The organism is Paraburkholderia sp., assembly GCF_035656215.1.
Lineage (GTDB): Bacteria > Pseudomonadota > Gammaproteobacteria > Burkholderiales > Burkholderiaceae > Paraburkholderia.
The window spans coordinates 1-21,021 of the sequence record NZ_DASRSY010000225.1; the positions used below are offsets into that span (position 1 = coordinate 1).

Genomic DNA, 21,021 nt, shown 5'->3' on the forward strand with positions numbered 1-21,021 from the left:
CGCCGATTCTGGGCCTGTCGCTGCCCACCTGGTCGCTGGTTGCTTTCGTCGTGGCTTTCGTGCCGCTGGCGCTGAGCCTGGCCAGGAATCGCCGCCGGTTCGCCTGATCCGGCTGTTTCGATTGAAGTGACTGGCTTCGCGCCGGCCTTTGCTCCGTCTGTTACGGCGGCTCGAAGGCCGGCGTTTTCGCATCGGCTCCGAGCCTGTGGATTCGGCTGTGCCGACCGTCAGGTGGCCTGCCAGCAAGCGCGCAGCCCCGCCAACTCCCTCGTCCCGCCTCGTTTTCTCCAATCCGCCCTGCCTCACGCAACTTCCCGGCGCGGCGCGAATCGTACTTATCTCATGACCGCTTCGGAATAAGCTTCATGCGAGTTGGGAAATATTTTCGAGACGAGGTAGTGCTAACCTCGAACCTGGATGGCGATCTACGTGCGCGAGGCCGGCTTTGGCGCGACCCCATGCGTAACGCGCGCCTGGTCCGCACTGTCTTTCGAGTTCGCCATGACAACGCAAACCATCCGCTTTTATCACCAGGGATCCGTCCGTGAGGTCGCGGGCATCCCGGCGTCGCGCACCGTGCTTCAGCACCTGCGCGAGGATTTACATTGCACGGGCACCAAGGAAGGCTGCGCCGAAGGCGACTGCGGCGCCTGCACCGTGGTCGTCGGCGAACTGGATGCGCAAGGCGGCGTGGCGCTGAAAGCGGTCAACGCCTGTATTCAGTTCCTGCCGACGCTGGACGGCAAAGCCCTCTTCACCGTCGAAGACCTGCGCGCCGCCGACGGCGCCCTGCACCCCGTGCAACAGGCCATGGTCGATTGCCACGGCTCCCAGTGCGGTTTCTGCACCCCCGGCTTCGTGATGTCGATGTGGGCGCTGTACGAAAACCAGCCGGCCGCCGCCGGCCTGCCCACCCGCGATGAAATCAACGCCGCGCTGTCCGGCAATCTGTGCCGCTGCACCGGCTACCGGCCGATCGTCGACGCATCGCAGAAGATGTTCGACTACCCGCAATATCCGCGCGTGACGCTGGACCGCAAGGCGGTCGCCGACAAGCTGCGCGAGATCCAACGCCGCGACACCTTCGAATACAGCGCGCCTGATACCCGCGGCGCTGAATTCGGCTCGCCCACCTTCCACGCGCCAGTCGCGCTCGCTGCGTTCGCCAAACTGCGCGCGGAGCATCCGCAGGCACGCCTGCTGGCCGGCAGCACCGACGTCGGCCTATGGGTCACCAAGCAGTTCCGCGACCTCGGCGACATCCTGTACATCGGCAACGTAGTCGAATTAAAGACGATCGAGCGCGACGCGCAGACGCTGACGATCGGCGCCGCCGTCACGCTCGAAGACGCCTACGCGGCACTCGCCGCCGACTACCCCGAACTGGCCGAACTGTGGACGCGCTTCGCGTCGCTGCCGATCCGCAATGCCGGCACGCTCGGCGGCAACGTCGCAAACGGCTCGCCGATTGGCGATTCGATGCCGGCGCTGCTGGCACTGGGCGCCGAAGTCGTGCTGCGCCACGGCGCCAAAACCCGCACCCTGACGCTCGACGCCTTCTACCTCGGCTACCAGAAGACCGCGCTCGCGGCCGGCGAATTCGTCGCCGCGCTGCGCGTGCCGCGTCCGGCGCGCGATCTGCGTTTCCGCACGTACAAGGTATCGAAGCGCTACGATCAGGACATCTCCGCGGTGTGCGCCGCGTTCGCGCTACATATCGGCGAAAACGGCGCGATCAGGGAAGCCCGCATCGCATTCGGCGGCATGGCCGCGACGCCTAAGCGTGCCGCGCAAACCGAAGCCGCGCTAAATGGCGCAATATGGGACGAAAGCACCGCGCGGCAAGCCATGAACGCACTCGTCGCCGATTACCAGCCGCTCACCGACATGCGCGCCTCGAGCGCCTATCGACTGAAGGTGGCGCGCAACCTGCTGTGGCGCTTCCACCTCGAAACGCGCGATGACGCGCCGCTCGCCCTCTTCGACGTGAATGCGTTCGCGTACGAAGCCGACGCGCCAGACGCGGTCGTTGCGAAGGAGTCATCGTGATGAACCGGACCGATGCTTTCGTTGAACATGCTGCAAAGCACGCCGCCGCTCAGGAGAGCGAGACGGCGATCGGCGTCTCCTTGCCGCATGAATCGGCCGCGCTGCATGTAAGCGGTGAAGCCACCTACACCGACGACGTCCCCGAATTGCACGGCACGCTGCACGCGGCGCTCGGACTCTCGCGGCACGCGCACGCGCGGATCGTGTCGCTCGACCTGGAAGCGGTGAGGAAAGCGCCTGGCGTGATCGCCGTATTGACCGCTGAAGACATCCCAGGCGAGAACAATTGCGGCCCGGTGCTGCACGACGATCCGATTCTCGCCGTCGACGAAGTGCTGTATCTCGGCCAACCGGTGTTCGCCGTCATCGCCGAAAGTCATGAGCTCGCCCGCCGCGCCGCAGCGCTGGCGAAAAGCGATGACGTCGTACGATATGAACCGCTCGAAGTCATCCTCACGCCCGCTGAAGCGAAAGCCAACAAGCAGTTCGTCCTGCCGCCGCTGCATCTGAAACGCGGCGAGCCCGACGCGAAAATCGCCGCCGCGCCGCATAAAATCAGCGGTACGTTCGAAGTGGGCGGCCAGGAACAGTTTTATCTCGAAGGCCAGATCGCGTACGCCGTGCCGAAGGAAATGGACGGCATGCTCGTCTACAGTTCGACGCAGCATCCCAGCGAAATGCAGCAGGTCGTCGCGCATATGCTCGGCTGGCCGGCGCACAACGTCGTATGCGAATGCCGGCGCATGGGTGGCGGCTTCGGCGGCAAGGAATCGCAATCGGCGGTGTTCGCGTGCGTGGCGTCGCTGGCGGCGAAACTGCTGCGCCGCCCGGTCAAACTGCGCGCCGATCGTGACGACGATTTCATGATCACCGGCAAGCGCCACGACGCGGTCTACGCGTACGAAGCAGGTTTCGACGATAGCGGCCGCATTCTCGGCGCGCGCGTGGAAATTGCCTTGAGAGCGGGCTATTCCGCGGACCTTTCGGGCGCGGTCGCGACCCGTGCCGTCTGTCACTTCGACAACGCGTACTACCTGTCCGACGTCGACATCGTCGCGCTGTGCTGCAAGACGAATACGCAATCGAACACCGCGTTTCGCGGCTTCGGCGGTCCGCAAGGCGCGCTGGTGATGGAAGTGATGCTCGACAGCATCGCGCGTCAATTGAAGTGCGACCCGCTCGATGTGCGGCTCGCCAACTACTACGGTATCGGCGAGCGCGACACGACGCCGTACGGACAACGCGTCGAAGACAATATCATCGCGCCGCTGACTGACGAATTGCTTGAAACCAGCGACTATCGCGCGCGCCGCGAAGCGCTCGCCGCGTTCAATGCGAAAAGTCCGGTGCTCAAACGCGGCCTCGCGTTCTCGCCGGTGAAGTTCGGCATCTCGTTCAACGTGCCGTTTCTGAATCAGGCCGGCGCGCTGGTGCACGTGTACAAAGACGGTTCGGTGCTCGTCAATCACGGCGGCACCGAAATGGGCCAGGGGCTCAATACGAAGGTCGCGCAAGTCGTCGCGAACCAGCTCGGCTTGCCGCTTTCGCGCGTGCGTGTGACCGCGACCGATACGTCGAAGATCGCCAACACCTCGGCGACTGCCGCGTCCACCGGCAGCGACCTGAACGGCAAAGCCGCCGAAGCCGCAGCGCGGACCATTCGTGACAGGCTCGCCAAACTTGCCGCGAAACAGCTCGGCGGTACCGCCGACGCGGTGGAATTCGCCAACGGTGAAGTGTCGGCAAACGGCGGTGCGATGCCGTTCGAGCAACTGGTCGCCGCAGCGTATCTGGCGCGCGTGCAGTTGTGGTCGGACGGCTTCTATACGACGCCGAAAGTGCACTGGGATGCGAAAACGCTGACCGGTCACCCGTTTTATTACTTTGCGTACGGTGCAGCGGTGTCGGAAGTGGTGATCGACACGCTGACCGGCGAATGGAAACTGGTACGCGCGGACGTGTTGCACGACGCCGGCCAGTCGATCAATCCGGCGATCGATATCGGCCAGGTGGAAGGCGGCTTTATTCAGGGCATGGGCTGGCTCACCACAGAAGAACTGTGGTGGAACCGGGATGGCCGTCTGATGACGCACGCGCCGTCGACGTACAAGATCCCCGCCGTCAGCGATACGCCCGCCGCGTTCAACGTGCAGCTTTATCAGAATCAGAACGCCGAGCCGACCGTGTTTCATTCGAAGGCCGTGGGCGAGCCGCCTCTGCTGCTGCCGTTTTCGGTGTTCCTCGCGATTCGCGACGCGATCGCGGCTGCGGTGCCGGGCGCGGAAAATGCGCCACAGTTGCGCGCGCCTGCGACGCCCGAGGCGATTCTCGATGCGCTGGACGCGTTGCAATCGCCTGGGACGACGACGCAACCCGCGACAGGACAACCGGCTGAACAACCAACGGAAGCGGCGACGACGGCCACAACCGCCACCACGCCGATTTAGAAACTTGACGAAACGTTGAAGAACGTTAAGCAACTTCACCCAAAGGCCCGGCGCGACACGAACGCGCCCCGCCACGCTCAACCGGCCGCACGGATACCACGCGCGGCCATGTACGGAGAACCGCCGGATGCAAGCCTGGCTACCTGACCTGCAACAACTGCTCGCGCACGGCGACGCCGCCGTGCTGGTGACGGTCGCGCGCGTCGAAGGTTCGGCGCCCCGTGAAGCCGGCACCAAGATGATCGTCACGCGCGATTCGGCCAGGCACACGATTGGAGGCGGACACCTCGAATGGAAGGCCATCGAGACCGCGCGCCAGGTGCTGCGCGATGGCATGCGCTCGCCGCATATGCGCCGCCTCGAACGCTTCGCGCTTGGTCCGAGTCTCGGCCAATGCTGTGGCGGCGCCGTGATTCTCGCCTTTGAGCGCCTCGATATCGGCGACCTCGGCTGGATCACGTCGCTTGCGAAACGCGTGGCCGCGGGTCTTTCGACGGTGCGTAGCGTATCATTCGGCCCCGCACCGGATGCGGTGATGCTGTCCGACCCCGAACCGGGTGTCGATGCCTCCGACTGCCTGCTGTGGGACGGCGCCGGCTTCGACGACAGCGGCGCGCTGCTCACCGAAACCATCGCGCCAGGCGACTTCCAGGTCGTGCTGTTCGGCGCCGGTCACGTGGGCGCCGCGCTGGTTCGGGTGTTCGCCACGCTGCCTTGCATCGTGCGCTGGGTCGACGAGCGCGACGCGCAGTTCCCGCCCGTGGAAACGCTGCATGCGCCGAACGTGAAGATCGATCCGAACGACGCACCGGATGAAGCAATCGACCAGGCCGCGGCGCACACGTACTTCATCGTGATGACGCACAACCATGCACTCGATCTCGAGTTGGCCGAGCGCATTCTGCGACGCGGCGACTTCGCGTTCTTCGGCATGATCGGCTCGCATAGCAAGCGCAAGCAATTCGAACATCGGCTGGCCGCGCGTGGCATCGATCCGTCACAGATTGCACGGATGAAGTGCCCGCTTGGCGTTGACGGTATCGTCGACAAGTCGCCGGAGATCATTGCGATCTCGGCGGCCGCCCAGGTGTTGCAGGCAGTGGAGGCGAATGCGGGCGCGCATGCGGCGCAGACGGTCTGATTTGCCGCACAATCGACCTGCCGCCGCACAACGACTGCATCCTGTCCTGCATCCCGCATCCGGCGCGAACCGACTCCAATGAACTCCTGACCGACCATGAATACAACAACCGCCAACCCTACACCACTTGTCGAGAAAACCGCTCGCGCGCCGAAGGCCGAGCTGCATATCCACATCGAAGGCTCGCTCGAACCCGAACTGATCTTCGCGCTCGCCGGGCGCAACGGCGTGAAGCTTGCGTACGACTCGATCGAAGCCTTGCGCGCCGCGTACGCGTTCACCGATCTGCAATCGTTCCTCGACATCTATTACGCCGGCGCGAGCGTGCTGCTGCACGAGCAGGACTTCTACGACATGACGACGGCGTATGTCGAACGCTGCCTCGCCGATAACGTGATCCACAGCGAAATCTTCTTCGATCCGCAGACGCACACGGAACGTGGCGTGCCGATCGCAACCGTCGTCGCAGGCATTGATCGCGCGTTGGCCGATGCGGAAAAGCGCGGCATGTCGAGCAAACTGATTCTGTGTTTCCTGCGCCATCTGTCCGAAGAAGATGCGCTCGCCACGTTCGAAGAAGCGCGACCGCTGTTCGAGCAGTACAAATATCGCCTGATCGGTGTAGGTCTCGATTCATCCGAGCGCGGTCATCCGCCGTCGAAGTTCGAACGCGTATTCGCCAAAGCGCGCGCGCTCGGTCTCAAGCTGGTCGCGCACGCGGGCGAAGAAGGTCCGCCGTCGTATATCTATGAAGCGCTCGATCTGCTGAAAGTGGATCGTGTCGACCACGGCGTGCGCAGCATCGAAGATCCGGCACTCGTCACGCGCCTCGCCGATTCGCGCGTCGCGCTGACCGTGTGCCCGCTGTCGAACCTCAAGCTCTGCGTATTCGACGACATGACCAAACACACGCTGAAGGACCTGCTCGATCGCGGCGTCGCCGTCACGGTGAATTCCGACGATCCGGCGTACTTCGGCGGTTACGTGAACGCCAACTATTTCGCCACCATCGACGCGTTGAAGCTCAGCGATGCCGAGGTCTACACGATCATCCGCAACAGCTTCGAAGCGTCGTTCGTCACGCTCGAGCAACGCAGCGAACTGATCGCGAAGCTCGACGCGTACTGGCACCCAAGCGGCCCGCATTGACGGGCCAATGAATAGCAGCCGGCGGCGGCACGGGTTCGTTTCAGAGCCAGAATCAAGCCGCCGTCTGCGCTGTTTAGCTCCTCACAAATACGGAGACGGTTTTTCATGACTCAATCGGCACAATCAGCCCAACGCGCCCAATCAGCATTCCGCGCACAATTGCTGACCTTCAACGGCGATCCCGCGCAATCGCCCAACGCGGCTGTCTTCAATGAGGACGGTTTGCTGATCGTCGAAGACGGCCATGTCGTCGCAGCGGGCGCGTATGCTGCGCTCGCGTCGCAACTCGCGCCGGGCACCCAGGTGCAGGAGATGCGCGACAAGCTGATCGTGCCGGGTTTCATCGATACGCACATTCACTATCCGCAGACCGACATGATCGCGTCGCCTGCGCCGGGGCTCTTGCCGTGGCTCGATACGTACACGTTCCCGACCGAGCGCCGCTTCGCCGATCCGGCGTATGCGCGAGATACAGCGAGCTTCTTCGTCGATGAACTGCTGGCTTGCGGCACGACCACCGCGCTCGTGTATTGCACGGTCCACAAGGACTCGGCCGACGCCCTCTTTACCGAAAGCGAATCACGCAATCTGCGCATGGTGGCGGGCAAGGTACTGATGGACCGCAACTGCCCCGAGTTCCTGCGCGACACCGCGCAATCGGGCTATGACGACAGCGCCGAACTGATCGGCCGCTGGCACAACCGTGGCCGCCAGATGTACGCGCTCACGCCGCGTTTCGCGCCGACTTCGACCGAAGCGCAACTCGAAGCATGCGGCGTGCTGGCGGGCAAGCATCCGGACATCTTTATCCAGAGCCACGTCGCCGAAAACACCGACGAAGTGAAATGGGTCGCCGATCTGTTTCCGGGCCACCGCAGCTATCTGGACATCTACGATCACTACGGCCTGCTGCGCCGCCGCGCGGTGTACGGCCATTGCATCTACCTCGACGAGGAAGACCGCAAGCGCATGGCGCAAACCGGCACGGTCGCCTCGCACTGCCCGACCTCGAACCTGTTCCTCGGCAGCGGCCTGTTCGATTTCGACAAGGCCGACGAAGCCGGCATGCCGATCGCGCTGGCAACGGACGTCGGCGGCGGCACCTCGTTCTCGATGCTGCAAACGATGAACGAAGCGCACAAGGTCGCGCGTCTGACGGGGCATCATCTGACGGCCACGCGCATGTTCTATCTCGCCACTGCGGGCGCGGCCGAAGCACTTGATCTCGCCGACAAGGTGGGCACATTGAAGCCGAAGTCGGAAGCCGACTTCGTCGTGCTCGATCCGCAAGCCACGCCGCTGCTCGCGCGCCGTACCGCACGCACCGAATCCCTCGAAGAACTGCTGTTCGCGTTCGCGCTGCTCGGCGACGACCGCGCGATCTACGAAACGTATGCGGCGGGCAAGCGCGTGCATCGTCGCGACGACGTGCGTCAGCATGCGTCGCGCGTCGCGAAGATCGCGGCTTGATTGGATTTCTCAGCTGACTCCTGAGCGGATTCAGGCAGTTGAATTGAAAACGGCGCTTCCTGAGGGAAGCGCCGTTTTTTTTGGCCCGTACCGTTTCGTGCAGCCCGATCAAGGCTGCGTGCACACATCGTGCAGCGCATTCAGCCGCCGCACCGGATCGGCGACATAGGGATTCGATTCATCCCACGCGTAACCCGCCAGCACCGCGCTGATCATGCGACGAATCGAGGGCGTCTGGTCCGGATAGAAAATGATGTCCTGCAGTTCGCCCGTGTACCAGCGCTCGACAAACACGCGGAACGTATCGATCCCCTTGCGCAACGGCACGTCGTAAGCGGCCGACCAGTCGATCTGTTCGCCATCCAGTTGCCGGTTCAACGTCTGCACCGCGAGATGCGCGGAACGCAGCGCAATCGTCACGCCGGACGAGAACACCGGGTCGAGAAATTCGCCCGCATTGCCGAGCAACGCGTAGCCCGGTCCATGCAAACGCTCGACATTCGCCGCATAGCCTCCGATGTGACGCACCGGCATCAGGAACGGCGCATTGCCGATCAACGGCCCGAGTGTCGGCTCCTGCTGGATCAGCGCGCGCAGTTTCGCGTCACGACCGGCTTCCGGCACATCGAGGAAACTGGCCTCGGCGACGCAACCCACCGACGAGCGTCCGCCCGCCAGCGGAATCATCCAGAACCACACGTCGCGGCGCTCCGGGTGCGTCGCCACGCAGATCTTGTTGCGGTCGGTCGCGCCGGCCGGAATGCCGTCCTGCACATGCGTGAAGATCGCGGCACGGGTCGGCATGCGCGTGGGCGCTTCCAGGTTCAGCAAGCGCGGCAGCACGCGGCCGAAGCCGCTTGCGTCGAACACGAAGTGCGCTTCGACTTCATACGCGTTGTCCGCTTCGTCGATCACGTCGAGCACCGGCTTGTTACCATTTGCACTGGTTTGCATTGCGCGGACCGTGTGGCCGAAACGCACGTCGGCGCCCTGCTCTGCCGCGCAGCGAATCAGAATATCGTCGAACACCGCACGCTCGACCTGGTACGTGGTGCCCCAACCCGGCGAATGCTTGTCGCGGAAGTCGAACGCCGACGACTGGTCGCGGTAAACGAAATGCGCGCCGTTCTTGTACTGGAAACCGGCTTCGACCACCGCCTGCAGCATGCCGGCCTCTTCGAGGTACGCCATGCTTTGCGGCAGCAGACTTTCGCCGATCGAGAAGCGCGGAAAATGCTGGCGCTCCAGCACCAGCACCGAGCGGCCCACCCGGCGCAATAGCGCCGCCGCGACCGCGCCCGCCGGACCCGCGCCGATGATCGCTACGTCGACGTTGATGCGCTTTGACAAATGTGTACTCAAGGTTGCCTCAATCGTTTGCTTGCACTGAACAGCGTTACGCTGCATCCTTACTTTTCGTTACAATTAAGCGTCACGGCAAGAACAATATTTCGTCTGGGAGCGCAGCGTGTCGCCATCCGAAACATCCAGTGTGCCTTTCGTGCCGGAAACGGCCTTCGGGATCTGGTTCCTGCGTACGTATACGTGGGAACATCATGTTCTGCGGGTCGCGATCAACGACCTCAAACGCCTGATCGACGCGCCCTTGCCTGCCGCGCCGGTGATCGTCGACGTCGGCTGCGGGCAAGGCATTTCGTTCCGCCTGCTCGCCGAGGCGTTCAAGCCGCGCCGCATTGTCGGCATCGATTTTCACGAACCGTCGCTGGCGCTCGCCGCCAATTCGGCCGACGCCTGCCGCGACAAACTCGCCGATATCGAAGTACTGCACGGCGACTGCGCGCAATTGCCACTGCCCGACGCCAGCGCCGACATCGTGTTCTGCCATCAAACCTTCCACCATCTCGTCGAGCAGGACGGCGCGCTCGCCGAATTCCACCGCGTGCTCAAACCGGGCGGCATCCTGCTGTTCGCCGAATCCACCGACGCGTACATCAAATCGTGGGTCATCCGGTTGCTGTTCCGCCATCCCATGCACGTGCAGAAAAGCGCTGACGGCTACCTCGACATGATCCGCCGCGGCGGCTTTCGCTTCGATCAGCGCAACGTCTCGCTGCCGTATCTCTGGTGGAGCCGCGCAAAAGACTTCGGCCTGCTCGAACGTCTCGGCCTCTACCATCCACAGCCCGGCAAGCGTCGTGAAACGCTGGTCAATGTTGCGGCGGTCAAGGCAGATTAGATCTCATCAGGGCGGTGGCATGCTCCCGCCCTGACACGCATCACAGCGTACTTACTTGCGCAGCGTCACCACATCACCCTTCAGCGCCACACCCGCAATCACCGCGCCCGCACCACACGTGAACTCGGTCGCACTCTCGCGCACTTCGTTCTTGTAGTTGCTCTTGATGTTGATCACCGCATTGCCGCCTTCCTTGCGCGCGCGCTCCTGCAATTCGATCACGGCCGAAAGGAACACGTGCTGACACGCGTCCAGATCGCTCTTGCCGAAGGCGTTGGTCTTCTTGTTGGTCGCGAATTCACCCATCGTCTTCGTGACAGACGGATGCGGTTGGCCCGCGAAATACAGCGCGATGTCGTCACCAACCTTGCCCGGCTCACTCTGCAGCGCCGGCGCGACCGGATAGTTGGCGACCGTGTCGCGGGCAAAAGCCTGCGTAGCGCTCAGCGTGGCGAGCGAAGCGAACAGCGCGGCAAACAGGACATTGCGTTTCATTGAGACTCCTTGGTGTTTTTTGTTGCTCTAGTGAGTTCTATTTTCGATTCGACCTAGTTCGCATCCAGCACGACGAGCTGGCCGCTCACGGCAATTGCGGCAGCGCTGGGACTCACGCCGCACGTGAAGTCAGTCGACGAGTTGGTCTCGGTGCTATGAAAGCGCGTCGATACATCGATCACGGCGTTGGCATTGCGTTCGCGGGCTGCCGCGCGCAACTTCTCCACGGCTTCGGCGAGAGCCTCATGACATGCGTCGTCGGGGCTCAACACCTTGCGCGCGATCCGCACGGAGTAGGACACACCACCCAATTGGCTCTGCACCGCAGGGTGGCTCTGCTGGCCGAAATACACCGGCACGCCACCACGCGACTGCCCGCCGGCGGCGGCGAGCGGCAGCGACTTCACGTCAGTGGCGCACCCAGCCTGCGTCAGCACGACGACTGCCAGCGCGCCCAGTACAAAACGTTTTTTCATTTTTATCGCCCTCGTTTCGTTAACCATCGCGGCCGGTTCAGCCGCCCTGCCACCCTTCAAACATCAGGCTTGCGCAACTGCCGCCGAACCCGAATGAAATCGACATCGCCGTGCGAATGCTTGCGTCACGCGTTGTACGCACGAGCGGCATGTCGCCGATACCCCGCTCCGGCGTCTCGATACCCGTCGTACCCGCGATGAAACCATCGCGCATCATCAGCAACATGTAGATCGCCTCGTGCGCGCCGCACGCCCCGAGCGGATGCCCGGTCATGCCTTTAGTCGACGAGAACGCGGGTACTTCGCCGCCGAATACGTCGCTCAATGCGCGCAATTCTTCAACATCGCCAAGCGGCGTCGACGGTGCGTGCGTGTTGATATAGTCCGGACGCTTGCCCGCATTGCCCAGCGCGCCGCGCATCGCTCGCGCGATGCCGGCCGCACGCGGCGTGACCATACTCGCGCTGTCTGTGCAGTCGCCGAAGCCGGTCAGCTCGGCGTAAATGCGGGCGCCACGCGCCAACGCATGATCGAGCGATTCAAGCACCAGCACGCCGCCGCCCGAGGCAATCACGAAGCCGTCCCGCGCCGTGTCGTAGGGACGCGAAGCGTGCTGCGGCGTGTCGTTAAAGTTGCGCGACAACGCCCCCATCGAGTCGAACATCAGCGTCATGTTGTCGTGCAGCGACTCGCTGCCACCGGCCAGCACGATCTGCTGGCGGCCGGTCTGGATCAACTGCATCGCCTGACCGATGGCAAGCGCCGACGTCGTGCACGCCGACGACGGCGAGTAGCTCACGCCTTCAAGTCCGAACACCTGCGCGACATTAGCCGATGCGGTACTGCTCATTGCTTGCGGAACCGTATATGGCGGCACTTTATCGACGCCGCGGGCATGTGCAATCGCCACAGCCACGTCGTAACTCGATAGCGTGCCGACGCCCGAGCCGATCACCGTGCCGGCGAGCGACGAGCGCAACGCGGCAGGGTTGAGTCCGGCATCGTCGATTGCTTTACGCGCGGCATGGCACGCAAAGCGCGCGGTATCGCCCATGAAGCGCTCGAGCTTGCGCTCGAACGGCGGTTCCTGCGCGACCGATGCGACGCCTGCCACCTGCGAACCGAAACCGCGCTCACGCCACGCGTCGATCCGCTGGATGCGCGAGCGGCCCGCACGCAGCGCGGCCGATACGTCGTCGAGCGTATTGCCGAGGCACGACACGATCCCCATGCCGGTGACGACCACGCGTTGTAGCGCCACGCTCATCGAACGCGCCTGAAAATCAGCGACGTGTTGATGCCGCCGAAAGCAAAGTTGTTGCTCATCACATGTTCAGCGTCGATCTCACGGCCCTCGCCGACGATGTAATCAAGCGACGCACAGGCCGGATCGACGTTCTCCAGATTCAAGGTTGGCGCATACCAGTTGCGCTTCATCATCTCGATGGTCCACCACGCTTCCAGCGCCCCGCACGCGCCGAGCGTATGGCCGACATAGCTCTTGAGCGAACTGATCGGCATGCGCGCGCCGAAAGTCTGCGCGGTCGCATGACTCTCAGCGATGTCGCCACGGTCCGTGGAAGTGCCGTGCGCGTTCACGTAGGCGATCGCTTCGGGCGGCAGTTGCGCATCCTTCAGCGCCAGCCGCATGGCAAACGCCATCGTTTCGGCGGTCGGCTGCGTCATGTGCGCACCGTCCGAGTTGCAGCCGAAACCGACGATCTCCGCATGAATTCGCGCACCGCGCGCCACTGCGTGTTCATATTCTTCGAGCACCAGCGTGGCCGCGCCTTCGCCGACCACGAGGCCATCGCGCGCGGCATCGAACGGACGCGGCGTCAGATGCGGCTCGTCATTGCGCGTGCTGGTCGCGTACAGCGTGTCGAACACGGCGACCGCCGGGCCCGACATTTCTTCCGCGCCGCCCGCCAGCATCAGCGTCTGCTTGCCGGCCTGGATCGCTTCATACGCGTAGCCGATCGCCTGGCTGCCCGATGCGCATGCACACGAGGTCGGGATGATCCGCCCTTTCAGATCCCAGAACAGGCTGACGTTGACGGCCGCAGTGTGCGGCATCATCTGCACGTAGCTGTTCGACGTGACGTCGCTCATCGAGCCGGTTTCGAGCATCGTGCCGAACGCGCGAATTGGCTGCACTGAGCCTGACGACGAGCCGTAGGCGACACCCATGCGGCCGTCCTTGATGCTTGTGTCATCGGTGAGGCCCGCGTCGGCGAGCGCCAGTTCGCTTGCGCGTACCGAATACATCGACACCGGTCCCATCGAACGGGTTTTCTTGCGCGGATAATGCGCAGGCGCCGTGAAGCCCGGCAACGGACATGCAAGCCGCGTATGCAGCGACTCGAAGTAATCCCACTCGGGCATCCGGCGCACCGCGTTCACGCCGCGCTTCAGGCGCGTTTCGATCACGTCCCAGCTATCGCCGAACGCCGTGACGCCCCCCATGCCGGTAATGACGACGCGTTTCATCACACCATCCCGCCATTGACGCCGATCACCTGACGCGTGACGTACGAGGCCGCATCCGACATCAGGAAGCCGACCACGGACGCCACTTCGGCAGGTTGGCCGACGCGGTTCATCGGCACCGTCTTCAATACCTGCTCGAGCGGCATGTCGTCGAGCATGCCGGTTTCGATCAAACCCGGCGCCACGCAATTGACGGTGATGTTGCGCGTTGCCAGTTCGACGGCGAGCGCCTTGGTCGCGCCGATCAGGCCGGCCTTCGCCGCGCTGTAGTTGACCTGGCCGCGATTGCCGATCACGCCGGAGACCGACGCGATCGTGACGATGCGCCCGCCCTTGCGCGCGCGGACCATCGGCATGGTCAACGGATGGACAACGTTATAGAACGAGTCGAGACCGGTTTCGATCACGATGTCCCAGTCTTCTTCGGTGAGCGCGGGGAACGCCGCGTCGCGGGTCACGCCCGCGCTGCACACGATGCCGTAGTACGGGCCGTTCGCCGCAACATCCGCTTCGAGCACCTCGCGGCACAAGGCGCGCGCACGCACGTCGAATTGCAGCACGCGCGCAGTGCCGCCTTGCGCGGCGATGCCCGTTGCGACTGCTTCGGCTTCGGTGCGGCCCGTGCGGCAATGCACGGACACCGCGAAGCCGTCGGCGGCCAACTTGTACGCAATCGCGCGGCCGATGCCGCGGCTTGCGCCGGTAACGAGAACACGCCGGCTCATGAACTGAAACTCCCTTCGATGAATGACTGAAAATCACGCGGCTGAAAGACCTTGATGACCGCCTCGGCGCAACACACGTCGCCGTGATGGATCGTGCATTCGTAGGCGCCGTGGCCTTCTTCGCTGCGCAGTAATTCCGTTGCGTGGATCAGCAACTGGGCGCCGCTTGCGAACGACGGTTGCAAAGCTTTGTAGCTGCGCGAACCGAGCAGCACGCCGGGACGCGCTCTGCCGCCACCGCGCATGGCCAGCAGCGCGACATGCGCGGCGATGGCCTGCGCCATCAGCTCGATGCCGATCCATGCGGGCATCGCGCCGTCGGCGTCGGCATACCATGCGTCGGCGTGTACGGTAGCTCGCGCGCTCAGTGCGTCTTCGCTAACGGTGTTCACGGCATCGATCAGCAGCATCGTGCCGCGATGCGGGATGATCGCTTCGATCGGTTGCAGGACAAGTTCCTGAATGGAGGACGTCTGGGTCATCGCGCGCGTCACCGACCGAGGATCAGGCTGACATTGCTGCCGCCGAACGCAAACGAATTGCTCATCACATATTGCGGCCCGGCGCCGCGTGGCAGAAAGCGTTCGCTTTCGACCAGGTCCAGCACCGGCAAAGCGGGATCCGCATCACCGTCCCACAGATGACGCGGCAGCGGCACGTTTTCGCGCGCCAGCGTCAGCCATGCGAAGGCGAGTTCGGTGGCGCCCGCGGCGCCGAGCTGGTGCCCGGTCAGCGGCTTGGTGCCACTCGTCGCCACGCCTTCGGGGAATACGCGCGCCATCAGCTTCGCTTCCATGTCGTCGTTCTTACGCGTGGCGGTGGCGTGCAGATTCACATAGCCGATCGCCGCAGGCGCGATGCCCGCTTCGGCCAACGCCGCGTCCAAAGCGAGTTCGCCGCCCACACCGAGCGGGTCGGGCGAGGAAATATGATGCGCGTCGCTCGATTCACCGACACCCGCAAGTCTCACCGCCGCTTCATCGCGGCTCATCAGGAACACGGCGGCGCCTTCGCCGACGTTGATCCCGCACCGATTGCGGCTCATTGGATTGGACCGCACGCCGCTGGTCGATTCGAGCGATGCAAAACCCTGCACCGTCAACTCGCACAGCGAATCGACGCCACCCACCACAACTGCATCGCACAGTCGCAATTGCAGCAGCCGGCGTGCCGACGCAAAAGCCTTGGCGCTCGAGGTGCAGGCAGTCGAGATGGTGAACGCCGGGCCTTGCACGCCAAGCGCGGCGGCGGCAAAAGGCGCGACGGTGCCGATCTCCATCTGCCGGTAATTGAAGTTGGCGGGCAGGTCGCCCGCTTGCGCCTGATAGACGAACGCGGCCTCGGCCGCTTCGATACCCGACGTGCTGGTGCCGAGCACCACGCCGATCCGATGCGCGCCGTAACGCTCGCGCGTCGCGTCGACCGCGGGCGCGATCTGCGCCAGCGCGGCTAGTAGCAAGCGGTTATTGCGGCAGTCGTAACGCGCGAGCGCGGCGGTCGGCGCCAGATCCAGCGGTGCGAGCACCCTGCCCACAAACGCCTCGCCAATGCCCGTGTGCGCGTTCGCCATGCCGGGGGCGTGACCGGCAACAAGCGCCGGGACGATTGCATCGAGGTCACCGCCGAGCGCGTTGATCATGCCGAGCGCGTGCAAATAAACTGATGGCGCCTTCATGCGGCCCTCCTTGATTCCGATGGCATGCCGATCGGCGCGAGCAGCACCGATACGGCAATGCCGAGCGCGAGCGTGGCGCCGAAACTCTTCAGCGCAGGCATCGCACTCATGCCGAGCATGCCGAACGACAGCAGCGTGGTGGCCGCCGACAGCAGCACGCCGGTCCACACCGCGCCGAGATCGGCGTCCGCGCGCAAGCAGCCTTCGCGCAGAAATACCGCATAGTTTGCGCCAACGCCGAGCACCAGCATCAGCGCGAGCCAGTTGAAGAGATTGAGCGGTACGTGAACGTAGCCGAATACAGCAAGCGTGACGCCGACCGCGAGCAGTACCGGCAGCGTCACGGCGATTCCACCACGCACCCGGTAACGCAATATCAGCACGACGAGCACGAGCGCCAGCGCACCACCGAGCCACCAGCCGCTATCCACGCGATACGCACCGAACAGCTTCGAGACGCTCGCCGCCTTGTCGACGAAGACGACGCCGGATACCGACTGTGCGGTGGCAATCAGCGCGGATTCGTTCTGTGGCGTCACGCCCTGCGGGATCACGACTGCGGCATAAGCTTTGGTGGTCGAATCCACAGCGCCCAGCCACAGATGTTTATATGGCTGCGACCACGGCGCGGCGAGCCACGTGTCGACCGTGAGCGGCGGCTGCGGTTTCGCGTACGCGGCGAGCCAGGCGTCGGCGACTTCGTCCTTAAAGCCCGCCTGCAGCAGCGTAGCGCGCAATGCCGCGAGATCGTTGAACACGTGCTGTGCAAGCAATGCATGATCTTCGGCCTGCTGTTTCGCTGACGGCACGAATTGCGCCACCGACTGATAGCTGCCGACCTTGTTCGCTGTGCCGTTCAACCCATCCAGTTTCACGCCCAATGCTTCGGCGCGTTCCAAAACGATCTCCGGCGTCTCGCCGCGCACCACAAAAAACTGCGCGCTGTTATCCACGCCGACGGCCGCGCGCACCTTGTCTTCCTGCGCGACCAGTGAAGGATCACGCTGGATCAGCAGATGGATATCGTCGTCGCTCGTCAGACGCAACCAACCGGGAATCGCCACGATCAGCAACAGCGCCGCGACGAACCATGCGCGCTTACCGCCGATCGTGCGATGCCAGACCGTCAATACACGCGCCGCCCCGGCGAACACGCGTTGCGGGCTGCGCTTCGGCGCGCGCGTAAGCAGCGCGGGCAATAACCACAGCACGGAGGCAAACGCCGTCGTAATGCCGGCAATCGCGAAGCATGCGATCTGCTTGAGCGCGGGGAACGGCACCCATGTGAGGATCGCATAGCCGAGCAGACTGGTAGCAAGCGCAACCGTCAAGGCCGGGCGTACTGCACGCGCACCACGGCGCGAATCCCAATCGCGGCCTGCGCCGAGATACACCACGAAATACTGGATCGAATAATCGACTGCTTCGCCGATCAGGCTCGCGCCGAACACCAGTGTCAACAGATGCAATTGGCCGAACACCAGCATGGTCACCGCGAGCGCGCAGACGATGCCGAGCGCCGTCGAAACGAAACCGAGCAGCAAAAGACGCGGCGAGCGGAACACCCACATCATCAACAATGCAATCCCGCATAACGATGCGACGCCGATCAGGTGCACCTCATGCTCCGACGCGCTGCGAGCCGACTCCGCGTAGAACACCGCGCCGGTTCTCGCCACCGACACGTCGGGGAACGCCTGTTTTAACGCACTCTCGCCTTGTGCGAGCGCGACGAGCACGGCGTGCTGCGTCTTCGTTTCGTAGGCTGAGCCGGGCAGCGTGGCGAGGATCAGCACGCTAGTCGCGGTGCCGCGATGCGACACCAGCATGTTGTCTTCGAGTTCGAGATTCGACGTGGCGAGCGGCAGGCCACCGAGCCAGTGTTCGAGCCAGCCGAACGGATCGTCGGCGAGTGGCGTAGTCAGGCCGGCGCGTAATGGACTGTAGATGCGCTGCGCGAGCGCGTCATGCAACGTCGTGCTTGAGGCGTTGCTCTGCGCGAGCGTCGCGCGGTCAGCAGGCGCCAGCAAACCAAAACGATACGGCATGTACAGCGCAGCGATCTGCGACAGATCGAACGGCGGCAATTCCGCCGTCACTGAGCCGAACGCACCACTCTTCTGCAATGACGCGCCGAGTTGTTTCGCTGCCGCCTTCGCGTGAGCATCATCGTTGCTGGTGACGAGAAAAACGGTGCGGTCGCCAAGCGCGCTCGCCAACGTATCGACCGCCTTTTCGGCGACCGGATCCGCTTCGGTGGCGGGGAGCAATGCGAGCAGATTGGTTTGCAGCGGCGAAGGTCCCGCGAAACGCCAGCCGCAATACAGCGCCGCGGCAAGCGCGAGCAGCAGCCACGCGGCGCGCATGCCCCACGCCTGTTTCGCGGACCGCTGTTGCAGCACCTGCATTACGGCGCTCCGAGCAAGCCGCGCTCAGCCGGCGTCGGTTCGGTCACGGCCGCGCTTTTTGCAAAGTCGAGCTTCGTGATGTCGCCGTTCGCGAGCGTGATGCGCAAGCTTTGCAGATAGTCGCCGCCATTCATTTGCAAACCTTTGATCGACTGCGCGATCTGCGGCTGGTTCGGCGTGAGTTGCATGCGCCACTGCGCGGCGCTGCCTTCGGCCTCGACGTCGAATTGCGAGTACAGCGCCGACAGATCGCCCCCGAGCATCGCGCGCATCATCTTCGACACCTGCGCGACGCCGCGCGTGCCCTGGGCACTGTGAGCGGTCACGCGCTGGCCGTTGGCGTTGACTTCGGTGACGCCCGCATCGGTGATGACGTAGGTGGCTTTGTACGGCGTGTCGATCTGCCAGATCACGCCACGATCGCGGAAGAACAGCAGCGAACCCGTACTGACGAGCGGCTGCTTCATCGCGGCGAGCGTTTGCGTTTGCGTGAATTGCGCGCGGACGCCTTTGGCTTGTGCGAGATGCGAGGCGATCTGCGAAACCAAGGCCGGGTTGCCGAGGGACTGCGCAGCTTCTACCGCAGACGCCGTCATCGGCCACACTGCCACGCCCGAAACGCTCAATGCGTTTATTACGCTTACCGTACCTAGCGCGCACCACGCGCGCGCTGCCACCCCGCGCAAGTTCATTGTCCCCATACGCGCTCCAGCTTTTCGAATACGACCGGCGGCGACACGAACTGCAATTCCTGGGTCGCGGCATCGACCGCGACCTGGATCGTGTAGCCCTTCGTCAGCCGCGTGCCAGTTGCGCAATCGACAATTTCATAGCCTATTTTCAGGCGGTTTTCGTGTTCGAGCAGTTGTGCGCGCACTTCGAGCGCCTGCCCGTAGGTGGCCGGGCGCACATACTTCAGATGCGCCTCGACGATCGGCCACAGGTAACCCGATGCCTGCATCTCGCGATAGTCGTAATCGAAGGTGCGCAAGAGCGCCGCGCGGCCGATCTCGAAGTACTTCAGATAGTTGCCATGCCAGCACACGTTCATCGCGTCGACGTCGTGAAACGGCACTTCGACCGTCGCGCTGGCTGTCAGCACTTTTGGGGAGCCGGTCATGCGTTCGAGCCTCCGCGATAGTCATTCAACAAATCGCACGCGGCGATGCGCGCAGTCAGCGCACGCAGGTCGCTTTCCAGCGCACGGTCTTCGTCGACGAACGGCGACTGCGCGCTCACACTGTCGATAAAGGCTTGCAGCGGCGCGGGAACCGGCGTGGCGCTGTCGATCCGCAAGCGCAAATGTGCAGCTTGCACTGTCGCCAGCGTATGCGCGGCGGCGACCTGCTCGGTCAACTCCAGTACGCGCAAACAGTCGCGCGCGGCGATCGTGCCCATGCTGACCTTGTCCTGATTGTGCGCCTCGGTCGAGCGCGAGAAGACGCTCGCGGGCATCGTGTTCTTCAACGCTTCGGCCGTCCATGCGGACGATGAAATCTGCACGGCCTTGAAACCGTGATTGATCGCGGCACGCGCGGGCGCGGCGCCCGACAGATTGCGTGGCAAGCCATTGTTGAAATTCACGTCGACCAGCAGCGCGAGCTGCCGGTCCATCAGATCGGCGAGATTGGCGACCGCGACCTTCAGCGAGTCCATCGCGAACGCGATATGGCCGCCGTAGAAGTTGCCGCCGTGCAGCACGCGCTCGTTGTCGGGATCGATCAACGGGTTGTCGTTCGCGCTGTTCAGTTCGTTCTCGACATCGCGGCGCACCCACGACAACGCATCGCGCGCAACGCCGATTACATGCGGCGCACAGCGAATCGAATAGCGGTCTTGCAGACGATGCCCCGGCGTATCTTCGCGCCCGGTCAGATCGTCGCGAATCCACGCGGCAGCTTCTGCCTGGCCCGCGTGCGGTTTCACCTCGAACAGCATTGCGTCGAAGTGCGCGGCGCGGCCGTCGAGTGCGACGGTTGAGAGCGCCGTGAGGCGTGCAGTAAGCCTCGTCAGATGATCGGCACGCGCGAACGCGAGACAGGCGAGGCCCGTCATCACCGCGGTGCCGTTCATCAGTGCGAGTCCTTCTTTCGGCGCGAGCGTCAATGGCGCATGACCGAGTTCGGTCCAGACCTCACGTACGTCGCGCAGGGTGCCGCCGAACATCACATCGCGTTCGCCGGCAAGCGCGGCGGCCACATACGAGAGCGGCGTCAGATCGCCGCTTGCGCCGACCGAGCCTTCCGACGGAATGCGCGGCAACACGCGATGATTGATCAGGTCGGCAAGACGTTCGAGC

General features: G+C 63.8%; 18 protein-coding genes and 1 pseudogene. 7 read left to right on the top strand and 12 right to left on the bottom strand.

Features of this window, described 5'->3' with window-relative positions:
- From VFE81_RS12825 to guaD, 6 genes and pseudogenes are all read left to right on the top strand, one after another.
- Positions 1 to 107, top strand: a pseudogene (locus tag VFE81_RS12825) (disulfide bond formation protein B); the annotation flags it as partial.
- A gap of 394 nt (positions 108 to 501) precedes the next feature.
- Positions 502 to 2,049 carry a xanthine dehydrogenase small subunit gene (gene xdhA, locus VFE81_RS12830; protein WP_325044951.1) on the top strand — a complete coding sequence of 516 codons (1,548 nt, stop codon included), beginning with the start codon at positions 502 to 504 and terminating at the stop codon, positions 2,047 to 2,049.
- Positions 2,049 to 4,496 (top strand): xanthine dehydrogenase molybdopterin binding subunit, encoded by a 2,448-nt coding sequence (xdhB, locus tag VFE81_RS12835; protein WP_325044952.1) that lies wholly within the window; start codon positions 2,049 to 2,051, stop codon positions 4,494 to 4,496. The genes xdhA and xdhB overlap by 1 nt, the downstream gene beginning before the upstream one ends.
- Positions 4,497 to 4,623: 127 nt before the next feature.
- Positions 4,624 to 5,637 carry a xanthine dehydrogenase accessory protein XdhC gene (xdhC, locus tag VFE81_RS12840; RefSeq protein WP_325044953.1) on the top strand — a complete coding sequence of 338 codons (1,014 nt, stop codon included), beginning with the start codon at positions 4,624 to 4,626 and terminating at the stop codon, positions 5,635 to 5,637.
- Between the two features lie 96 nt (positions 5,638 to 5,733).
- Entirely contained in the window at positions 5,734 to 6,786 is a 1,053-nt protein-coding gene (locus tag VFE81_RS12845) for an adenosine deaminase (RefSeq protein ID WP_325044954.1), read from the top strand.
- A 105-nt stretch (positions 6,787 to 6,891) separates the two neighbouring features.
- Positions 6,892 to 8,256, top strand: a complete 1,365-nt coding sequence (gene guaD / locus VFE81_RS12850) for a guanine deaminase (RefSeq protein ID WP_325044955.1) — start codon at positions 6,892 to 6,894, stop codon at positions 8,254 to 8,256.
- Between the two features lie 108 nt (positions 8,257 to 8,364).
- Here guaD and VFE81_RS12855 read toward each other — a convergent pair whose 3' ends face one another.
- Positions 8,365 to 9,663 carry an NAD(P)/FAD-dependent oxidoreductase gene (locus VFE81_RS12855; RefSeq protein WP_414695588.1) on the bottom strand — a complete coding sequence of 433 codons (1,299 nt, stop codon included), beginning with the start codon at positions 9,661 to 9,663 and terminating at the stop codon, positions 8,365 to 8,367.
- Between the two features lie 61 nt (positions 9,664 to 9,724).
- Between VFE81_RS12855 and VFE81_RS12860 the strand changes: the two genes are divergently transcribed.
- On the top strand, positions 9,725 to 10,453 hold the full coding sequence (locus tag VFE81_RS12860; RefSeq protein ID WP_325044957.1) for a class I SAM-dependent methyltransferase: 729 nt from the start codon (positions 9,725 to 9,727) through the stop codon (positions 10,451 to 10,453).
- A gap of 51 nt (positions 10,454 to 10,504) precedes the next feature.
- Here VFE81_RS12860 and VFE81_RS12865 read toward each other — a convergent pair whose 3' ends face one another.
- The 11 genes from VFE81_RS12865 to VFE81_RS12915 form a co-directional block, all read right to left on the bottom strand.
- On the bottom strand, positions 10,505 to 10,948 hold the full coding sequence (locus tag VFE81_RS12865) for an excinuclease ABC subunit A (protein ID WP_325044958.1): 444 nt from the start codon (positions 10,946 to 10,948) through the stop codon (positions 10,505 to 10,507).
- A gap of 53 nt (positions 10,949 to 11,001) precedes the next feature.
- Positions 11,002 to 11,424, bottom strand: a complete 423-nt coding sequence (locus VFE81_RS12870) for a signal peptidase (protein ID WP_325044959.1) — start codon at positions 11,422 to 11,424, stop codon at positions 11,002 to 11,004.
- Positions 11,425 to 11,461: 37 nt separating this feature from the next.
- On the bottom strand, positions 11,462 to 12,691 hold the full coding sequence (locus VFE81_RS12875; RefSeq protein ID WP_325044960.1) for a beta-ketoacyl-[acyl-carrier-protein] synthase family protein: 1,230 nt from the start codon (positions 12,689 to 12,691) through the stop codon (positions 11,462 to 11,464).
- Positions 12,688 to 13,914, bottom strand: a complete 1,227-nt coding sequence (locus VFE81_RS12880) for a beta-ketoacyl-ACP synthase (RefSeq protein ID WP_325044961.1) — start codon at positions 13,912 to 13,914, stop codon at positions 12,688 to 12,690. The genes VFE81_RS12875 and VFE81_RS12880 overlap by 4 nt, the downstream gene beginning before the upstream one ends.
- Positions 13,914 to 14,639 carry a 3-ketoacyl-ACP reductase FabG2 gene (locus VFE81_RS12885; RefSeq protein ID WP_325044962.1) on the bottom strand — a complete coding sequence of 242 codons (726 nt, stop codon included), beginning with the start codon at positions 14,637 to 14,639 and terminating at the stop codon, positions 13,914 to 13,916. Before VFE81_RS12885 ends, VFE81_RS12880 begins: the two co-directional genes overlap by 1 nt.
- Complete coding sequence (locus VFE81_RS12890; RefSeq protein WP_325044963.1) at positions 14,636 to 15,121, bottom strand: hotdog family protein; 486 nt, start codon at positions 15,119 to 15,121, stop codon at positions 14,636 to 14,638. Before VFE81_RS12890 ends, VFE81_RS12885 begins: the two co-directional genes overlap by 4 nt.
- Before the next feature lie 8 nt (positions 15,122 to 15,129).
- Positions 15,130 to 16,314, bottom strand: a complete 1,185-nt coding sequence (locus VFE81_RS12895) for a beta-ketoacyl-[acyl-carrier-protein] synthase family protein (RefSeq protein WP_325044964.1) — start codon at positions 16,312 to 16,314, stop codon at positions 15,130 to 15,132.
- Positions 16,311 to 18,722, bottom strand: a complete 2,412-nt coding sequence (locus tag VFE81_RS12900; protein ID WP_325044965.1) for an MMPL family transporter — start codon at positions 18,720 to 18,722, stop codon at positions 16,311 to 16,313. Before VFE81_RS12900 ends, VFE81_RS12895 begins: the two co-directional genes overlap by 4 nt.
- Positions 18,722 to 19,423 (bottom strand): outer membrane lipoprotein carrier protein LolA, encoded by a 702-nt coding sequence (locus VFE81_RS12905; RefSeq protein ID WP_325044966.1) that lies wholly within the window; start codon positions 19,421 to 19,423, stop codon positions 18,722 to 18,724. Before VFE81_RS12905 ends, VFE81_RS12900 begins: the two co-directional genes overlap by 1 nt.
- Positions 19,411 to 19,842: an acyl-CoA thioesterase gene (locus tag VFE81_RS12910; RefSeq protein WP_325044967.1), complete on the bottom strand. Its 432-nt coding sequence runs from the start codon at positions 19,840 to 19,842 to the stop codon at positions 19,411 to 19,413. The genes VFE81_RS12905 and VFE81_RS12910 overlap by 13 nt, the downstream gene beginning before the upstream one ends.
- On the bottom strand, positions 19,839 to 21,021 hold a 1,183-nt coding region (locus tag VFE81_RS12915; protein WP_325044968.1), incomplete at its 5' end, for an aromatic amino acid ammonia-lyase. The genes VFE81_RS12910 and VFE81_RS12915, both read right to left, overlap by 4 nt.